Source organism: Microbispora cellulosiformans, assembly GCF_008728085.1.
Lineage (GTDB): Bacteria > Actinomycetota > Actinomycetes > Streptosporangiales > Streptosporangiaceae > Microbispora > Microbispora amethystogenes.
This window is the reverse complement of sequence record NZ_VYTZ01000001.1, coordinates 128,359-146,087: the sequence shown is the minus strand read 5'-3', so window position 1 is coordinate 146,087 and position 17,729 is coordinate 128,359. Positions and strand designations below refer to the sequence as shown.

Sequence of the window (17,729 nt, the reverse complement as noted above, 5' to 3'; positions counted from 1 at the left end):
ACCTCCGGAGAAGACTCCCGCCTCCGGCGGGGAGGGATCGGATCGTGATGAGAGGAGGGCGGTCAGCCCTTCGCGAGCGACAGCTCCCCGGCGGATGCCGAGGCACGTAGGGCGGACGCGAACCGCTCGCCGGACACGCCGGTGGCGGACAGATGGCCGTCGGGCCGGGCCAGCCACCACACCGGCCGGTCCAGCCCGCCGTACGTGCTGGGCAGCGCCTGCCCGGCGGCCCGGACGAGGGTGGTCCCGGCGGGCGCCGCGGCGGCGGGGGCGTCCGGGGGGACCACGATCACGAGGCGGGCGGGAAGGTCCCACGGGCGCGACCGCGCCGCCTCGACCACCGGCAGCGCCTCGGCCACACCGGGCGCGAAGACCAGGCCGGTGAAGCCCGCGCCGAGGAGCCGGCGCAGCCGGGTCGGCACGCCGTCCACGGTGACCTCGCCGTCGGGCGCGAACGCTCCCAGCAGCGGATGCCCCCGCTCGACGATGGGAGAGTCGGTGTAGGTGTGGGGCTCGGCCATCTTGCCGCTGTTGACGTGGCGGCGGGCGAGGCCGAGGATGCGCGACAGCCGCAGCAGCGCCGCGCGGGCCCAGCGCCTGACCAGGTTGGGCGGCACCATGAAGCGGATGGTCGCCTCGGTCACCCGCAGGTTCTCCAGCGCGGCGGCGTACCGCTCGGTGTGGTAGCTGTCCAGCAGTTCCTCGCCGCCGCGGCCCGACAGGACGAGCGCGAGCTTCCAGGCGAGGTTGTCGGCGTCCTGGATGCCGCTGTTCATGCCGCGCGAGCCGTACGGCGGCAGCGCGTGCGCCGCGTCGCCGGCGAACAGTACCCGGCCCACCCGGAGCCGCTCGACCACCCGCTGGTGGAAGCGGTAGGTGCTGACCCAGTCCACCTCGTACGGGATGTCGCCGATGACCGCCCTGACCCGCTGGTCGAACCGGCCGTCGGCGCGCTCGGCGTCGATGTCGGCGTCCGGCGGCAACTGCCAGTCGATGCGCCAGATGTCGTGCGGCTGCGGGTGCATGACGAGCTGCCGGCCGGGGTTGAAGTGCGGGTCGTAGTGGAAGTGCCGCTCCTGCGCCAGCGGCAGCTTGGCCTTGATGTCGGTGATGAGGAACCGGTCGCGATGGGTGTAGCCGGTCCACCGGACGCCCATCAGCTCCCGGAGCCTGCTGCGCACACCGTCACAGGCGACGAGGTAGGAGAAGGCGAGCTCCCGCTCACCCGCGCCGGTGCGCACGCGGACGGCCACGCCGTCCCCGTCCTGGCGCACGTCGGTCACCTCGTGGTCCCACCGCAGGTCGCAAAGGGGTTCGGCCTCCGCGGCCCGCACCAGGATCTGCTCGATGCGGTGCTGGGAGATGTTGACGAACGGCCCGAAGCCGGGGCCGCGGGGATACTCTGCCGCCCTGATCTCCCGGTTGCGCACGTAGGTCCGGGCGACGTCCCAGGTCACGCCTTCCTCGGCGATCGGGTCCGCGCAGCCGAACTTGTCCAGCACCTCCAGCACGTCGCCCTGGATCAGGCACGCCTTGGACCCCTGCTTGACCAGGTGCGGGTTCGCCTCCAGCAGCACGCACGGCACGCCCTGACCGGCCAGCCGCAGCGCCGCGACCAGTCCCACCGGCCCGGCGCCGACGATGCCGACCGGTGCCTCGACTCCGTTCACGGCGCCCTCCTCGTCTCCTTGTCGGCCTCCAGGACGGCCTCGCCGTCCGCGTGCAGGCCGTTGCCGTTGCCGTTGGTGTGCACGCTGTGGGGATGCGCGCCGTTGCCGTTGGCGGGCACGCCGTTCTGCAGGGTGGTGCGGAACACCGGCAGGTCGCGGACGGCCGCCAGATAGGGCGTGCCCTGCGTGTATCCGGTGCCGGAGGCCTCGCCCAGCATGCGCACGGCCAGCCGATAGTGGGTCTGGCGCCAGCGGGCGAGGGTCCGCGCGAAGGACTCCATCGCCGCACCGAGCCGTACGCGGTCCGGCTCGGGCACGCCGGAGCCGAGCAGCGCGGCGCAGGCCTCGTCCAGGGTCTCCTGACCGGCCAGCACCCGCATGCGCACGTCCGGCACCGAGAAGTAGGCCTGCGAGTCGATCCGGCCCGGGTCGGGCATGCTGCACAGCGACTCGACCAGCTTGTAGTTGCGCGACTGGATCGCGCTCGCGCCCTCGGTGAACTGGCGGAAGGTGCGGAACGCCTCGACCTGCATGGTGGCGAGCATCGAGAACAGCGGTCCCGACTCCTCCAGCGCGGCCCGGGAGCCGTCGAGGAAGTACACCGCCCGGTCCACCTCGCCCTGCCGCAGCGCCGCGATCGCGCCGCGCAGGTGCGTGGACAGCAGCGCGAACGTGGTCTCGAACGCCTGAAGCACGCGCAGGAAGAGATACTCGTCGTGGATGGTGTCGACGGGCAGGATGCTCAGCTTCATGGCCCGCCGTTCGGCGAAGGACATGTCGCCGCGGACCGCCGCGCACGCCTGGCGGGCCTGGTCGGCGGGGCCCACCTCGGTCAGCCCCGAGTCGAGCGCCATCCGGCCCAGCACCGGCCGCAGCACCCGCAGCCCGTGCCGGTAGCGCTTGCCGACCAGGGCCGCGTCCGGCCGCATCCGGGGCAGCAGCGTCGTACGGCCGTCCCGGGCGGCCAGCTCGAAGGCCAGCGCGTCGGCCACGAGCTGGGCGATCAGCCGGTCGCACCGGGGCCGCGCGAAGAGGGCCTGCTCCAGGGGATCGTCCGGCCCGGGGAGCTGGAGCAGCGACAGCGCCAGATAGGTCGGGTAGTCATAGCGCTGGTCGGGTTTGTCCAGGGCGGTGTCGAGGAAACTGGCGAGCGTGTGGACGTGCGGCCACGGTCCGTGCAGCGACGGCAGCAGCGTCCGCGCCTCCGCCAGCATCCGGAGCAGTTCCGGGGGCACGAAGTGCTTGCCGACATGGTGATATTCGCGCACCACCGCGGCGTAGGGGAACTTCATGAGGTCGGGCTTGCGCAGCCAGGAGCTCAGCTCAGCTGTGGACACGGACACCACCGCACGATCCATGCTTGCTTCGGTACGCCGAGACGGCCGCGCACAGGGCCGCGACGTCGTCGGCGTCGTTGTAGAAATGACACGAGATCCGGACGTACCGGCCTCGTGGGCTCACGCTGACGCCGTGCTCGGCGAGGAACCGGGCCAGCGACTCGGGCTCGGGGTCGAAGAGACACACGTGCGCGCCGCGGGCCCGCCGGGGCGGCAGGACGACGTGCTCGCCCCGCTCGCGCAGGCTTCCGGCGGCCAGGTCGGTCAGGGCCAGCACGTGGTCCCGCACCTCGGCGAGGTCGAGCGGCTCGACGAGGTCGAACCCCGCGTTGGCCGCGTAGGCCGCCGGCACCGAGGGCGTCCCGGTCTCGAACCGGGTGGCCGCGGCGGGGAAGTCCAGCAGGCGCACGTCGAAGGCGAAGGGATCGACGCGCCCGAACCACCCGGTCAGCACGGGATCGAGACCGAGGGACCCCGGCGCGCGTACGTAGAGGAAGGCCAGGCCGGGCAGGCCCAGCAGATACTTCATCGTGCCGGCCACCAGGAAGTCGCAGCCGAGCTCGTCCACCCGTACGGGCCGGACCCCCACGGCCTGGTAGGCGTCCACGAACACCGGGGCCCCGGCGGCGTGCGCGACCGCCGCGATCTCGGCGACCGGCATGACGCGGCCCTCGGCGTAGGTCACCAGCGGCACCGACACCAGCCGGGTGCGCTCGTCGATCAGCGCGGCGTAGTCGCCGGCAGGATCGTCCGCACTGTCGGCGCCGTCGTCCACGGGTTCCCCGGGGCGGGGCGCGTGGACGACCTCGGTGCCGTCGCGTCCCTGCGCGAGCCACACGTGGGAGATCGACGGGAACTCCGCCGCGCTGCTCACGATCCGGTGGCGTCCCCGCCGGCCGAGGGTCGAGGCCACCTGGTAGGCCCCGACGGAGGCGTTGGGCACCACGGCCACGCGCTCGGCGTCCGCGCCGATGAGCCCGGCGAACCGGGCGCGTGCCCGGTCGACCTGCCGCGAGAACCGCTCCCAGGCGCCGGCTCCCAGGGTCATGTCCGCCGCCATCCGCCCCAGTGACTGGTCAAGGTCGATGGAGCGGGCGCCCAGGCTGCAACTCGACAGGTGCACCGTGCGTTCCAGCATCGGGAAGCGCCGCCGGAACGCCGCCGCGGCGCTGTTCGTGCCGCTCATAACGCGGTCTCGGCCATGGGGCCGGTGCGGGTGAGCTCGTCGCGCAGCTCCCACAGCTCGGGGAAGAACTTGTAGTTGATCAGGCTGGCCAGGACGTCCACGGGGGTCCCCTGGGTGCCCACGACCTGATGCCCGATCACCCGCGTGGCCATCTTGTAGTGCCGTACGCGCCACAGGGAGATGCGCTCGTCCCACTCGATGAGCGCCTCGGCCAGCCGGTGTTCGGGGCTGTGGAGCCCGCTCCGGTACAGCTCCGCGAGGTCGAGCCCGGTCTGGCGGACCATGGCGGCGAACGCCGCTTCGAGCCGGCGCCCGCACCGCCGGATGGCCCGCCAGCCGGGTGAGTCCGCGCCCGAGCCGTGCCCCAGCACCGTGCGGATCAGCTGGAAGTCCCAGGGCGACAGATGCCGCATCATCTCCAGCTGGCCGGTCACCAGCTCGATGCCCAGGGACGCCCGGCCGAGCAGGCCCGTGGCGCCCTCCAGCTCCCCGGCGCCGATGCGTTCGGCGGCCTCGTCGAGGTCGGCGCAGGTGAGCTTCAGCCACAGTTCGGTGGTCTGGTGCACGACCTGGAAGAGCAACTCGTCCCGGTGCACGACCTCGTCCGGGCCGCGCTGCAGGGACAGCAAGGTATCGGTCCGCATATACCTCGCGTAATCGGTGTCACCCTCGCCGGTGAGCACCTGCTTGGAGTAGTCCTTCATGTAGCGAACCCCAATGTCTCACTCGTCGACATTCATGGGGCGACGGTACGAGGACGTCCTATCATCCGGGTCTCAGTGAATTGCCGGTTATGCACAGACGTACGGAGAATCGGAGACCCGGCACAGCCGGGCCGTCAATTCTTCCGCAGGGCGAATCGACAAACAATGGACGGGAGAATCCATGTTTGCTGCCCGGAAACTGCTGGGCCTTGTCGGCGTATTGCTGATGACAGCCGCGATCGCGCTCGCGCCGGGAGCGGCTGGAGCCGCCGGTGTCGCCGGAGCCGAGGAGGTGACGTTCACCAGCGACGGAACGCGATTGAACGGCACCGTTTTCGCTCCTCCCGGGACGGGCCGCCGGCGCCCCGGCCTGGTGCTCGTCTCGGTGTCCGGCTGGATGCCGCGCGAGGAACTGCACAAGATGGTCGCGCCCTTCGTCGACAGGGGCGTCGTGACGTTCGTCTACGAAAAGCGGACGGCCGGATATTCGGCGACTCAACGGTCCTATTCCCGGCTCGCCGACGACGCGCTGGCCGCGGTGCGGCTGCTGCGCGCCCGCCCGGACGTCGACCCGGACCGGGTGGGGCTGTGGGGCGTCAGCGAGGGAGGCTGGGTGGCGCCGCTGGTGGCGGCGCGCTCGCCGGAGGTCGGCTTCGTGGTGCTGCTGGCGGCCAGCGGCGTGCAGCCGGCCCGGCAGACGGCCTGGCATCTGGACAACCTGCTGCGGCACGACGGCGTGTCCGGCACGCTCGCGCTGAACGGGGTCCGGCTGGCCGAAGGGCTCGGGCAGTTCCCCGAGGCCGCCTTCGATCCCGCGTCCGCGCTGACCCGGATGCGTCAGCCGGTGTTCGCCGTGTGGGGGGCGGACGACCACACCGTCCCGCCCGCCGAGTCGATGGCGGTCGTCCGGAACGCTCTGGAGCGGGGCGGCAACCACGACTACACGATGCGGGTCGTCTCGTCGGCCACCCATCCGCTCGCCCGCGGCACGACCTGGATCGTCCCCGAGTTCTACGACCTGGTGGTGGCGTGGCTGAAGAGCCCGGAGGCGGCCGGGCGGTCCGACGCGCCGCCCGCGCAGGAGCGGACCAGCCTGCCCGTCGAGCCGCGCACCTGGTACGAGTCGGCCTGGGCGCAGGGCGGCGCGCTGGTGCTGATGGCGGTGCTGTTCTCCGCCTACCTGGGCGCCGGGCTCGCCGGACGAAGGCGGCGGCGCCGGGCCGCAGCGGCTCAGATATCGGAGCGTGGGCCTGCGCAGGGGCCACAGCAGGGGTTCCAGCAGGATTCGCAGCGGGACTCACAACCGGAGTCACGGCGGGACTCACAGCGGGATTCACGGCATGATCCGGGGATGCGCGGGACCGCGCGGCTCCTGGCGGTCTGCGGGCTGCTCGCCCCCCTCGGCCTCGTCTGCTACGTCGTCGCCCTCCTGCTCACCCAGCGTACGGGCGCCGTCGGCGGGGTGGTGGTGCCGTACCTGGCGCTCCGCGGGATCGTCCTGCTCGCCGTCGCCGCCATGGCCTTCGTCGCGGCCGGATGGTGGCGCGCCCGGCGGCGGATCACGCGCGCGGAGCGCGTACGGCTGGGCCTGCTCCTCGGCGGCGGCGCGGTGCTGCTGCCCTGGGCGGCCTACTGGGGCCTGCTGTTCGGATGACCCTGTCCTGACGAACGTGTCCGGATGACCCTGTTCGGACGGCCCTGTCCGGACGGCCCACGGCCGCGTCGATCGGGGACCGTCCGGCGAATGCCGTCTGTCGCGGGCCGGGCACGACTCGCCGAGCACGACTCGCCGAGCACGACTCGCCGGGCACGAGCGGAGACCGAGGTGATAACCCGGATGTCTAGCGTCGCAGCCGTGGCACTTCTCGGGTGGCTGAAACCGCAGCGGGCGCGATTCCAGGTCGCCGCGCTCGTCGTCGCCGCGCTCGGTGTGACCGCCCTGACCCTGCACACCCAGCGGCCCGCCGAGGTGCGCGTGGAGAGCGCCTTCGTCGAGGTTCCCGCCGGGCCGGGCGCGTCCGGGCGGGTGAGCCTGGACACCAGCCTCTACCTGCCGACGCGCACCCCCGCGCCCGCGGTCCTGCTGGCCCACGGGTTCGGCGGCGACAAGCACAGCGTGGACGCCGAGGCGTACGAACTGGCCGAGGCCGGGTTCGTGGTGCAGACCTACACGGCGCGCGGTTTCGGCCGCAGCGGCGGGCGGATCGGCCTGAACGACCCCGACCTGGAGGTCGCCGACGCGCGGCGCCTGCTCGACCGGCTGGCCCAGCGGGCCGACGTGCTCAAGGACGGCCCGGGCGACCCCAAGGTGGCGGTCTCCGGGGCGTCGTACGGCGGAGCGCTGGCGCTGCTGCTGGCCGGGCTCGACCGGCGGATCGACGCGCTCGTCCCAGTGATCACCTACAACGACCTGATGCAGGCGCTGCTGCCGAACTCGGCCGGCGGCCCGGCGGCGGTCACGCCGTCCGCGTCGGCCTTCGCCGCCGGTGGCGTCTTCAAGAGCTCGTGGGCCGGCTGGCTCTACTCGATGGGCTTCGGCAGCGACCCGGGTGGCGGGGGCGGCCAGTTCGGCGGGTCTCCCCAGTGCGGCCGGTTCACGCCGGAGATCTGCCGCGCCTACACGGAACTGGCCACCACGGGGACGCCGACCCCGGCGCTGGAGCGGCTGCTGCACCGGCTCTCGCCCACGTCGGTGACGGGCCGCATCACCGCGCCGACCCTGCTGGTGCAGGGCGAGCAGGACACGCTTTTCGGGCTCGACCACGCCGATGTCACGGCGCGCCAGATCGCCCGCGCGGGCGCTTCCGTGCAGGTGGTGTGGTACGCGGGCGGCCACGACGGCGACCGTCCCGACGCCGCGCTCCGGGCGCGCATCGCGGACTGGTTGCGCCTGCGGTTGCTCGGCCGGGGGACCGACCCCTTCGGCCCCTTCGAATACCAGGTGCAGGGCTCGATCCGGCCGGACGGCTCGGCGGCGGTGCGCACCGTGCGGGCCCGCGCCTACCCCGGGCTGCTGTCCGGCGCGACCGGAAGCTGGTCCGCCAAGCTCATCGGCGGGGAGCAGACGATCGTCAACCCGCCGGGAGGCCAGCCGGCCGCCGTGAGCGGCATCCCCGGCCTGAACGGCTACCTGTCGCGCACGCCGTGGCTCGCCTCGCTGGTCGGCATGGACCTGCCCGGGCAGTCGGCGAAGTTCTCCACCGCCGCGCTGAAGGCGCCGCTGCTGGTGGCCGGCGTGCCCAGCGTACGGCTGCGGGTCTCGGCCGTCGGCGCGCCGGGGGACGGCGCGCTGTTCCTCAAGCTGTACGACAAGGGACCCGACGGCACCAGGACGCTGCCCGGCAACGGGGTCGCGGCCGTCCGGCTGCCGTCGCTGCCCGCCGACGGGTCCCCGGTCGAGGTGACGGTGAGCCTGCCCGGCATCGTCCACTCGGCGGTGAGCGGACACGAGCTCGAGCTGACCGTGGCGACCACCGACCAGACCTACCGCCCGTCGTCCGCCCCGGCGGTCTATCGCGTGGCGGTGGTCGGCGCGCTGCGGGCGCCCGTCGTGCCGGGCACGCCGATGGAGACGGCCTGGCCGGTCGGCAAACTCCTCGGCATCGCCGGCGTCCTCGGCGCGGGACTGCTGCTCAGCGTGATCGCGGGGATGCGGCGCCGGCAGCCCGACTTCGATCCCGCGCTGGCCGGCACCCCGCTGGTGGTTGAAGGGCTGACGAAGAGCTATCCCGGCGGAGTGAAGGCGGTGGACGGGCTGTCCTTCCGCGTCGGGCGCGGGCAGGTCCTCGGCCTGCTCGGGCCGAACGGCGCCGGCAAGACGACGACCCTTCGCATGCTGCTCGGGCTCATAACGCCGACGGCGGGCACCGTGCGGGTCTTCGGCCACCGGATCACGCCGGGGGCCCCGGTGCTGTCGCGGATCGGGGCCTTCGTGGAGGGCGCCGGTTTCCTCCCGCACCTGTCGGGGTCCGAGAACCTGCGGCTCTACTGGGCGGCCACGGGCCGGCCGGCCGCCGAGGCCCGGCTGGACGACGCGCTGGAGATCGCCGGCCTGGGCGACGCCGTGGAGCGCAGGGTGGGCACCTACAGCCAGGGAATGCGGCAGCGGCTGGCCATCGCGCAGGCCATGCTGGGGCTGCCGGACCTGCTGGTGCTCGACGAGCCGACCAACGGTCTGGACCCTCCGCAGATCCACCACCTGCGCGGGGTGCTCCGGCGCTACGCCGCGACCGGCCGTACGGTGCTCGTGTCCTCGCATCTGCTGGCGGAGGTGGAGCAGACCGCGAACCGGGTGGTCGTGATCCACCGGGGCCGCGTGATCGCCGACGACGCCGTGGGCGCCATCACGGCCGGGTCGGGGGAGACCGGCTTCGCCGTGGACCGCCCGGACGTCGCCGCCGGTCTGCTCCGTGCGGTGCCCGGCGTCTCCGGCGTACGCGTCGAGGACGGCACCGTGTACGCCAACCTCGACGGCGTCGCCCGTGGGGAGACCGTGCAGCGGCTGGTTCTCGCGGGCGTGGCCGTCGACCGGGTGGGGCCGCGGCAACGGCTGGAGGAAGCCTTCCTGCGGCTCGTCCAGGAGGAATCGTGAGGAGTGTGACCCGGTGACCGCTCCGGAACGCGAGGCGACGACCACCCCCGAGCACGACTTCGGCATGTCCCGAGGCCAGGACGTGGGCGACCCGCCTCGCGACGCGCCGCCGTACGAGGAAGCCGTGACGACGCCCGGCCAGAAGACGGCGGACACCAGGACCGGCGCGGCGGCGGGATACCGGCCGCGGGGGACCCTGCGCGTCCTGGTCGAGCTGCGCAGGCAGTGGCGCCGCAGACGCACCCAGCTGGTCTTCGCCCTGATCGCGCTGCTGCCGATCGTGCTGGTCGCGTCCTTCGAGATCGGCGGGCAGGACCCGGCGCGCAGCGCGGTGACCTACGCCGACCTCGCGGTCACGAGCGGCCCGAACTTCGTCGTCTTCACCCTCTATCTGGCGGGCTCACTCCTGCTGCCGGTCGTGGTCGCGTTGTTCTTCGGCGACGCCGTCGCGAGCGAGGCCTCGTGGTCGAGCCTGAAATACCTGCTGGCGATCCCCGTGCCCCGGCTCCGGCTGCTGCGCCAGAAGGCCGTGACGGCCGCGCTGCTCTCTCTCCTCGCGCTCGGCCTGCTGCCCGCGGTGGCGCTGCTCGCCGGGGTGATCTGGTACGGCGCGGGCGACGCGACCAGCCCGGCCGGCGACGCGGTCCCCTTCGGCCGCAGTGTGATCATGCTGGCGGTCGCGGTGGGCTACACCGTGGTGCAGCTCGCCTGGGTGGGGGCCCTCGCGCTGTGGCTGTCGGTGACCGTCGACGCCCCGCTCGGCGCGGTGGGCGGCGCCGCGCTGGCGTCGGTGCTCTCCCAGATCCTGGACCAGATCACCGCACTGGGGTCGTTCCGCGACCTGCTGCCCACCCATCACGCCTGGGCGTGGATCGACCTGTTCGCCACCGACGCCGACGTGACCGGCATGGCCGACGGCCTGCTGGTCTCACTGGTGTACGCGCTGGTCTTCAGCGTGCTCGCCGCCTACCGGTTCAGCCGCAAGGACATCACGACCTGACCCCCGGGCGGGTGGCTTGAGGAGCCGACGCGAGGGCGGGCGTCAGAGGGAGGCGTGGAGAACGCCTGGGGGAACGGCCGGCGGAACGGTCGGCGGGAGCGTCAGGCGGTGGCGCTGAGCCCTTCGCCCAGTCCCTCGCTCAGCCCGTTGCCCAGCCCGGCGCCGATGCCGCCGCCGAAGTTCTCGCCGATGTTCTCGCCGATGTTCTCGTTGAGGCGGCGCATCGGCGAGACGCGGGCGGCGCCACGGCGGTGCCAGACGAGCCCGCCGCCGTCGCGCCTGTCCGGGCTGACCACGCGGACGACCCGGCCCAGCAGGATGGTGTGGTCGCCGCCGTCGAGTGCGCCGGCCGGCTCACAGCTCACGCGCAGCCGTACGTCGGTCAGCTCCGGCGCCGTGCCGGGGTGGACGTCCAGGCCGCGGAACCTGTCGACGGGCGAGGCGAACCGCAGGGCCAGATCCTGCTGGCCGGGTTCGAGCACGTGCAGGCACAGCTCCCGCGCGCCGACGACGGCGTCATGGCTCAGGTTGGCCCGGCTCAGGCAGACGAGCAGCATGGGCGGAGCCAGGGAGACCGAGCACACGGCGTTCACGGTCAGGCCGCACATCCGGCCGTCCGGCGCGTAGCACGTGAGCACCGTCAGCGGTGCCGCCATCTGCGCCATCGCCTCGCGGAAGGTGTCGGCGTCGACCGACGGAGCGATGGGCGGCAGGGGTGTCGTCCTCGGGTCGTCCCGTCGAATGATCACCCACCGACCGTAACGCGGCGGCCTATCATCCAGCTCTCGCCACCTGGAGGAAGACGCCCTCCACGCAGGTGGCAGGGCGAGATCGTCACGAGAGCATGCCGAGCGCGGGCGCTGGTGCAATTGCATCGCCGCTCCGCTCGCCGCCCGCGGGCCGGACGTGCCATCTGGAAGCGTCCAGTCGAGGAGATCGCGTCATGACATCGAACCCGCGGAGGCTTCCCGCGCCACCCGCCGCCCCACTGCCCGCGAGCTCAGCACCGGCGAGCTCAGTCTCCGGCCGGCTGTCGTCGCGGCGGGGGAGGGCGGCGCGCGCCGGCGCGGCCGTGGCGATGAGCGTGCTGGCGACGGTCGCCGTGCTGCCCGCCGCGGAGGCCACCGCGCAGCGGACCGGCGTTCTGGGCGGCCAGGCGTCGGGGCCGGTGATCATCGCGCACCGGGGCGCCTCGGCGTACCGGCCCGAACACACCCTCGCGGGCTACGAACTCGCGGTGCGCATGGGGGCCGACTACATCGAGCCGGATCTCGTGCTGACCAAGGACGGCGTCCTGGTGGCCTCGCACTCGCCCGAGATCGGCTCCACGACGGACGTCGCGAACCATCCCGAGTTCGCCGGGCGCGTGAAGACCAAGAACTTCGACGGCTGGGAGATGACCAGCTGGTTCGCCGAGGACTTCACGCTGGCCGAGCTGAAGACCCTGCGTTGCAGGGAGGACGAGCCGTCGATCCGGCAGCACACCACCATCTACGACGGCCGCTACCAGATCCCGACGTTTCAGGAGGTCATCGACCTGACCCGGCGGCTGTCGCGGGAGCTCGGCCGGGACGTCGGCATGTATCCGGAGACGAAGAACCCCACCTACTACCGCAAGCTCGGCATGCCCATCGAGCCCAAGCTCATCCGCGCGCTGGAGGCCAACGGGCTGAACACCCCGCGCGCCAAGGTGATCGTGCAGTCCTTCGAGGTGGGAAACCTCAAGGAACTCCACAAGCGGCTGCGGGTGCCGTTGATCCAGTTGCTCTACAAGGACGGCGCGCCGCCCGACTTCGCCGAGTCCGGCGACCCGCGCACCTACGCCGACCTGGTCACCCCGGCCGGGCTGCGAGAGATCGCCACCTACGCCGCCGGCATCGGCCCGGACAAGGACATGGTGATCGGACGGAACCCGGACGGCACGCTGGGCCGGGTCACGAATCTGGTCCGGGACGCCCACCGCGCGGGCCTCGTGGTGCACGCGTACACGTTCCGCGCCGAGAACGACACCCTCCCCAAGGACTTCCGGTCGTCGGACCGGGACGGCGACTACGGCGACCTGTTCGGGGAGCTGAAGAAGTTCTTCGCCGCGGGCGTCGACGGGGTCTTCACCGACAACACCGACATCGGCGTCGCGGCACGCGCCGAACGCTGACCGCCGCCCCTCCCCGCCGTCCCCCGGCCGCCCCTTCCCGCCGTACGGCGCCGCGCGAACAGCGCCGTACGGATCGGGGAATCAGCGGAGTCGGGAAACGGGCGCCGCCGTCGCGCGGCGCATTTCGTGTCGCGGGAGAGGTTTCGCGGGAGAGGTTCTGGGTTCGGGGGAAAAGGCGTGGCGTCCCGCATGGCTGCGAAGAACCGGGTGACGCGTCAGGGCGGTTACCCGCGCCCGCACGCGGATCGATGTGCCGAACACGCGGAATGTCGCGTTGGCCTGGGGCGTCGATGCGGTGTCCTGCCCAGATTCGCGAACGGGTCGCGTGGCGTGGGACGAACCGCGAAGGCGGAGGGTGATGTCTCCGATGAATCCTGGACGGACTTCAGCCGATCACGCGTGCGCGGCGGCGTCCGAGCCTGCGAAGGCGAGATCCCGCCGCCGGGGCGCGCTCACCGTCACTTCGAGCAGCATGTGCTCGATGTCGAGCTCTCCTTCCCGCACCGTCCGGTCGGCCAGCAGGCGCAGGCTGCGGTCGCCGTCCCCGGCGCCCCGCAGGAGGGCCACCAGATCGCCGCGGGTGCTGAAATGAATCAGCGCGACGCCGTCCGGGGTGAGCCACTTCGGCGCTTCCTCGAGAAAGCGGCGGTGCGCGTGGTAACCCGCGTCGACGTACGCCCGGTCGTGCATGTTGGCGTATTCGAATCCGGGCGGCGCCAGCACGTAGTTCGAACTCCAGAAAACGAGGTCGAAGCGCTCGCCTTCGGCGAGTCCCTCGAACAGGTCGCTGCACCGGGCGTTCACCCGGTCGGCCACACCGTGGCGCGAGGCGTTCATCGCCGTGTTGCGGGCCGCCTCCGGGTTGATGTCGAGCGCCACCACGTGCGCGCATCCGGCCAGCGCGGCCGACACTGAGATCAGCCCGGAACCCGATCCCATTTCGAGAAGAGAGTCCCAGCGAGGAGCGTCCGATCCTTCCGCGAGTCCCAGGAATCCCATCGCGATCTGGGTGGAAGGAGAATAGATGGGAGCGAAAACCTCGGGCAGGAGGTCCCATTCTCGGTCGTACATGCTGAACACGCTCGGGCGGTCCGTGCGTGTTCGCGAGCGCTGACTTCGTTCAAGCGAGCGTAAGTAACTCTTGGCCTCCAGGGTCACGTCGTTTGTCTCCCTCCTGTCGGAAATACGGCTTACGCTAACCTTCACCCGGCCGGGCAACGCCGGGAAAGGTTGTGGCACAACACACTTTCCGGTCTCGGATGGTGACGCAGCCACCGGGCGGCCCGACGGCGCGAACCCGGGGCGGGCGGGCCGCGCGGCGGGTGAACAGGAGGCGGCCAGGGGTGTTCGACGGGGTCGCGCGGCGGCCGGCGGCGCTTATGATCAACACAACCGGACGTGTCGCGGCCGTGGAAGCCGCAGATGCCGGTCGATTCGACACGCGGTGAAGGTCTGTGTCAGCTTGTCGTCTAGTTGACATGTAGACGGTAAGGACCGACATTTCGCCTATCAAGTGACGAGCCTGCCCCTCGAGACCGGCCTCCAACATCCCAGGAAAGGGCCCTGCTGTGCCGACGAGTCAACGGGTTATACTCGCCGTTTCGTCCCCGTGCCCGCTGCACGGGTTCCCCTGCCACCCCCGCACCGACGGTCGCGAGCCCCGCCAGTTTCCCGATTGCGAGGCGTTGTATGGCTGACACGCTGTCCTTTCTCGAACTCCTGGCGAGGGAGGGGTCGCCGGACGAGTTCGAGATGGTCGTGGCCGTGGCGCGGAGGAACGGGGTCACCGGGGAAGGACTCGAGGAGCTGGAGCGGGCCAAGCGCCTGAGCCTCGCGGTGCACGCCCAGCTCGAACGGCACCAGCAGCGCGAGGGGACCTTCGCGACGCTCGTCGACACGGCCAGGGAGCTCGCCAAGCCGCCGGACCTCGACGTCCTGCTCAACGTGACGACCAGGCGGGCGCGGCTGCTGCTACGCGTGGACATGGCCTACATCGGCATGCCGGACGACGACCTGAAGGAGGTGTGCATCCGGGCGGCGGACGGGCACACCTCGATGCTCAGCGTGGGGCTGCGGCTGCCGAACACCGGGGGCGTGGGGCGCAAGGTGCTCACCGACAGCCTGCCGTTCTGGACCCCCGACTACCTGGTGGACCAGCGATTCGTCCACAGCGAGCGGACCGACGAGGTCGTGCGGGCGGAGGGGCTGCACGCGATCATGGCCGCACCGCTCGTGTACGACAAGGCGCCGTTCGGCATCCTGTACGTCGGCGACCGGAACGTCCGCCACTTCAAGGTGGACGAGATCTCGCTGCTGAGCTCGCTGGCGAGCCTCGCCAGCGCCATGATCGAGAAAGCCCGGTGGCTGGAGGTGGCCACCAGCCGGGCGGAGGCGCTGCGCATCCGGGCGGAGGAGGCGGAGACCCAGCTCGGCAGCCTGGAGGACCTCGCCGAGGTGCACCAGGGGCTCATGGACATGGCGCTCTCCGGCGGGAACTTCCAGACGCTGACCGAGGAGGCCGCGCACCGCCTGCGGGCCTCGGTCCAGCTGCGCGGCGCGGACGGCACGGTCCTGGCCACGGCGGGACGGCTGCCGGAACGCGAGGACCTCGTCCTGCTGGCCCGGATGAACGCGCACGCCGCGCGGGAGCCGTTCTGCCTGGAGGGCATGTGGGCGGCGCCGGTCCTCGCCGGCGACGGACACCTCGGCACCCTGCTGGTGTTCCCCACGGAGCCGCTCGACGAGTGGGCGCGGCGGTTACTCGGCATCGTCGCGCAGGTCGCCGCGGTGCTCGTGCTGCTGGACCGCAAACCGGGCATGCTCGAAGCGGGTGACCGAGGCGAACTGCTCGACGACCTTCTCGCGAATCCGCCGCGCCCGGCCCAGCGGCTGCGCAAGCGGGCCCGGTGGCTCGGCATCGACCTCGACACCGACCACGTCGTCGTGCTGAGCCGTACGGACGGCGCCGCCAGGGGGAAGGCCGCGGTGTGGGCCGCGTCGTACGCCCACAGCATGGGCGGCCTGCACACGGTCAAGAACGGGTGCAACGTGCTGCTGCTCATGGGGTCCGACCCGCAGGCGGCCGCGCGGGCCGTCTCCGCCAAGCTGTCCCCTCTGCTGGACACGCCGGTGACGGTCGCGGCGTCGGGGCCGGTGTCCGACCCCGCGTCGGTCCGGTCCGGATTCAACGAGGCGCTGCGCTGTCTGGAGGCCATGACGACCCTCGGAGCCGGCGGCTCCGCGGCCTCGGTCGGCGATCTCGGCTTCCTGGGCGTCCTGCTGGCCGACAGTCCGGACATCGACGGATTCATCTCCGCGGCGATCGGGCCCGTGCTGGAGTACGACCGGCAGCGGTCCACCGAACTGGTCCAGACCCTCGGGGCGTACTTCGAATCGGGGAGCAGTCCCACGTACGCCGCCGAGAAGCTGCACGTCCACCCCAACACGGTGTCTCGTCGTCTGGAACGGATCGGCGAGCTGCTCGGCCCGGGCTGGCAGGACACCGAGCGGTCCCTGGACATCCAGCTGGCGCTCCGGCTCGTACGCCTACGCCACCTGCTCGGTGGTTCCATCACACCCGGCGTCGGGAGGGAAGGCGGGTGAGCCGCGCGCCCCGGTCCTGTCCCGCTCGGTGAGGATCGAGACGGCGCAGGCGGCCGAGGCCAGCGTGGTGTGGCGGTGCCATCCGGAGAACGACCGGCCGGTGAAGTCCCGCATTCCCACGTCGTCGGAGACGTCGGCGAAGTCCTCGTCGACGAGCCGGAGCAGCCGGGTCAGCCTGACCAGCGCGGTGAGATCCGGCGTGTTCAGGTTGGTGAGCCACAGCTCGCCCGGCCGCGCCTCGCCGATTCCGGAGATCCCCATGAGGAGCAGCTCCCGGTCGGGGCCGCCCGCGTCGGCGTTTCCGGCGGTCCTGCCCACCGGAACGCCTCCCGGCCGCGTGGAACGGGGCCGTACAACCCCCGACTGTACGGCCCCGGCCGGCGCTGCCCCCGGATGCGGGGGCTCTGTATGTGAGACCTGCGGAAGACGGGGGACGGCGCCTCCGTCGTGGCGGTGCGGCGCCACGACGGAGGCCGTGGCCACCAGGCGGGTGTGCCGCCCGGAGTCGGTGTCCGGCACCTCGACGCGGCGCCGGGTGTGCCGCGCCGCCGACATGATCTGCCGGGCGGAGAGGGTCCGCGCCAGGCCGGGAAGGCAGAGCTGCTGTTCGCCGTCGATCCTGGCGAGCAGCGGGACGCCGGCGTCGCCGAGCCCCCGCGCGAGAACGTGGACGTCGAGCTCCCGCGCGTCGAGCACGACCGGCCGCACGGGCAGGTCCCACGCGGACAGGTCCAGGAAGGCGTTCACCGCGCAGCCGGACGGCGTGTCGGCGGCGGCGCCCTCGGGAATGGCGGCCCGGCTGCGCCGCCGTCTGTCGTCCAGCCACGCGTCCGGCAGGTGCAGTCTCCAGTTCACCGGGCTGCACAGCTGCTCGGACGCCAGCCACACCCCCATCGCCAGCTGGGCCGTGCCCACCTGACCGAGACCCGGGAAGAAGCGCCGGTCCACGCCCACCGAGTGCTCGCCCGCCTTGGGGATGAGCACCGGCCGCACGACCCAGGCCTGTGGCGGGACGACACCGGTCACGTACTCGGCCAGCGCCTGCCGCACCGGCATCCAGTCCCAGGTCGAGTCGCAGACGAAGTGGTGCAGGCTCTGCTCGGCGGCCGGGCCGCCGATCACGCCGGCGATGTTCCTGATCGACTTGCGTCCGGTCGCGGTAAGCAGTCCGTACAGGTAGTCCATTCCCCTGCGGCGCTGGTCGCGGCGGGGGAGGGGCGCGAAGAGCGCCGCGCAGAGCTCGGCGGGCAGGATCTCGTCGGACAGGATGCGGTCGGGATCTGCGCTGCGCGTGTCGCGCATGATGGGTCACCCCGGGCGAATGGCGGGCGGACGTGTCGCCTCCACCATCGGCCGCGGGCGCGGCGCGCGCCTAGATGCGCTCACCCTCATGTGCCGGGCCGCGGTGGTGACGGCGCCACCCCGCGCCCCGTTCGCGCCTCCCGGTCCGCGATCATCTCGCGCCGGTCACTCGTCCGAAGTG

12 protein-coding genes are annotated in these 17,729 nt (G+C 72.3%); 5 read left to right on the top strand and 7 right to left on the bottom strand.

Annotated elements, in window-relative coordinates:
• Positions 1–62: 62 nt before the first annotated feature.
• Genes F5972_RS00480 through F5972_RS00465 form a run of 4 tightly spaced genes read right to left on the bottom strand, consistent with a single transcriptional unit; the run spans position 63 to position 4,897 of the window.
• A complete protein-coding gene (locus F5972_RS00480; RefSeq protein WP_150929977.1) occupies positions 63–1,670 on the bottom strand; it encodes an FAD-dependent monooxygenase in 1,608 nt (535 codons plus the stop codon).
• Positions 1,667–3,028, bottom strand: coding sequence for a tryptophan 2,3-dioxygenase (locus tag F5972_RS00475; protein WP_225311060.1), 1,362 nt, complete (start codon positions 3,026–3,028; stop codon positions 1,667–1,669). The genes F5972_RS00480 and F5972_RS00475 overlap by 4 nt, the downstream gene beginning before the upstream one ends.
• On the bottom strand, positions 2,994–4,193 hold the full coding sequence (locus F5972_RS00470; protein WP_225311059.1) for an aminotransferase class V-fold PLP-dependent enzyme: 1,200 nt from the start codon (positions 4,191–4,193) through the stop codon (positions 2,994–2,996). The genes F5972_RS00475 and F5972_RS00470 overlap by 35 nt, the downstream gene beginning before the upstream one ends.
• The gene (locus F5972_RS00465) at positions 4,190–4,897 is read right to left on the bottom strand and encodes a tryptophan 2,3-dioxygenase family protein (RefSeq protein WP_150929975.1); all 708 of its coding nucleotides are present in this window, start codon (positions 4,895–4,897) and stop codon (positions 4,190–4,192) included. Before F5972_RS00465 ends, F5972_RS00470 begins: the two co-directional genes overlap by 4 nt.
• A gap of 226 nt (positions 4,898–5,123) precedes the next feature.
• On the opposite strand from F5972_RS00465, the gene F5972_RS00460 reads away from it, so the two are divergent.
• The 3 genes from F5972_RS00460 to F5972_RS00450 all read left to right on the top strand — a co-directional run bounded on the left by F5972_RS00460 (position 5,124) and on the right by F5972_RS00450 (position 10,488).
• Complete coding sequence (locus tag F5972_RS00460) at positions 5,124–6,551, top strand: alpha/beta hydrolase family protein (RefSeq protein WP_150929973.1); 1,428 nt, start codon at positions 5,124–5,126, stop codon at positions 6,549–6,551.
• 201 nt (positions 6,552–6,752) lie between these two features.
• Positions 6,753–9,488, top strand: coding sequence for an alpha/beta fold hydrolase (locus tag F5972_RS00455; RefSeq protein WP_225311058.1), 2,736 nt, complete (start codon positions 6,753–6,755; stop codon positions 9,486–9,488).
• 13 nt (positions 9,489–9,501) lie between these two features.
• The gene (locus tag F5972_RS00450) at positions 9,502–10,488 is read left to right on the top strand and encodes an ABC transporter permease (protein WP_225311057.1); all 987 of its coding nucleotides are present in this window, start codon (positions 9,502–9,504) and stop codon (positions 10,486–10,488) included.
• A 101-nt stretch (positions 10,489–10,589) separates the two neighbouring features.
• On the opposite strand, the gene F5972_RS00445 is transcribed toward F5972_RS00450, so the two are convergent.
• The gene (locus F5972_RS00445) at positions 10,590–11,237 is read right to left on the bottom strand and encodes a flavin reductase family protein (RefSeq protein WP_191909869.1); all 648 of its coding nucleotides are present in this window, start codon (positions 11,235–11,237) and stop codon (positions 10,590–10,592) included.
• A 194-nt stretch (positions 11,238–11,431) separates the two neighbouring features.
• Here F5972_RS00445 and F5972_RS00440 point away from each other — a divergent pair, with 194 nt between their 5' ends.
• Entirely contained in the window at positions 11,432–12,643 is a 1,212-nt protein-coding gene (locus F5972_RS00440) for a glycerophosphodiester phosphodiesterase (protein ID WP_225311056.1), read from the top strand.
• A gap of 393 nt (positions 12,644–13,036) precedes the next feature.
• Here F5972_RS00440 and F5972_RS00435 read toward each other — a convergent pair whose 3' ends face one another.
• Positions 13,037–13,714, bottom strand: a complete 678-nt coding sequence (locus F5972_RS00435; RefSeq protein ID WP_150931172.1) for a methyltransferase domain-containing protein — start codon at positions 13,712–13,714, stop codon at positions 13,037–13,039.
• A gap of 618 nt (positions 13,715–14,332) precedes the next feature.
• Between F5972_RS00435 and F5972_RS00430 the strand changes: the two genes are divergently transcribed.
• Entirely contained in the window at positions 14,333–16,246 is a 1,914-nt protein-coding gene (locus tag F5972_RS00430) for a helix-turn-helix domain-containing protein (RefSeq protein ID WP_150929967.1), read from the top strand.
• On the opposite strand, the gene F5972_RS00425 is transcribed toward F5972_RS00430, so the two are convergent.
• Positions 16,190–17,548, bottom strand: coding sequence for an IS701 family transposase (locus F5972_RS00425; RefSeq protein WP_150929965.1), 1,359 nt, complete (start codon positions 17,546–17,548; stop codon positions 16,190–16,192). The genes F5972_RS00430 and F5972_RS00425 overlap by 57 nt on opposite strands.
• Positions 17,549–17,729 lie beyond the last annotated feature (181 nt).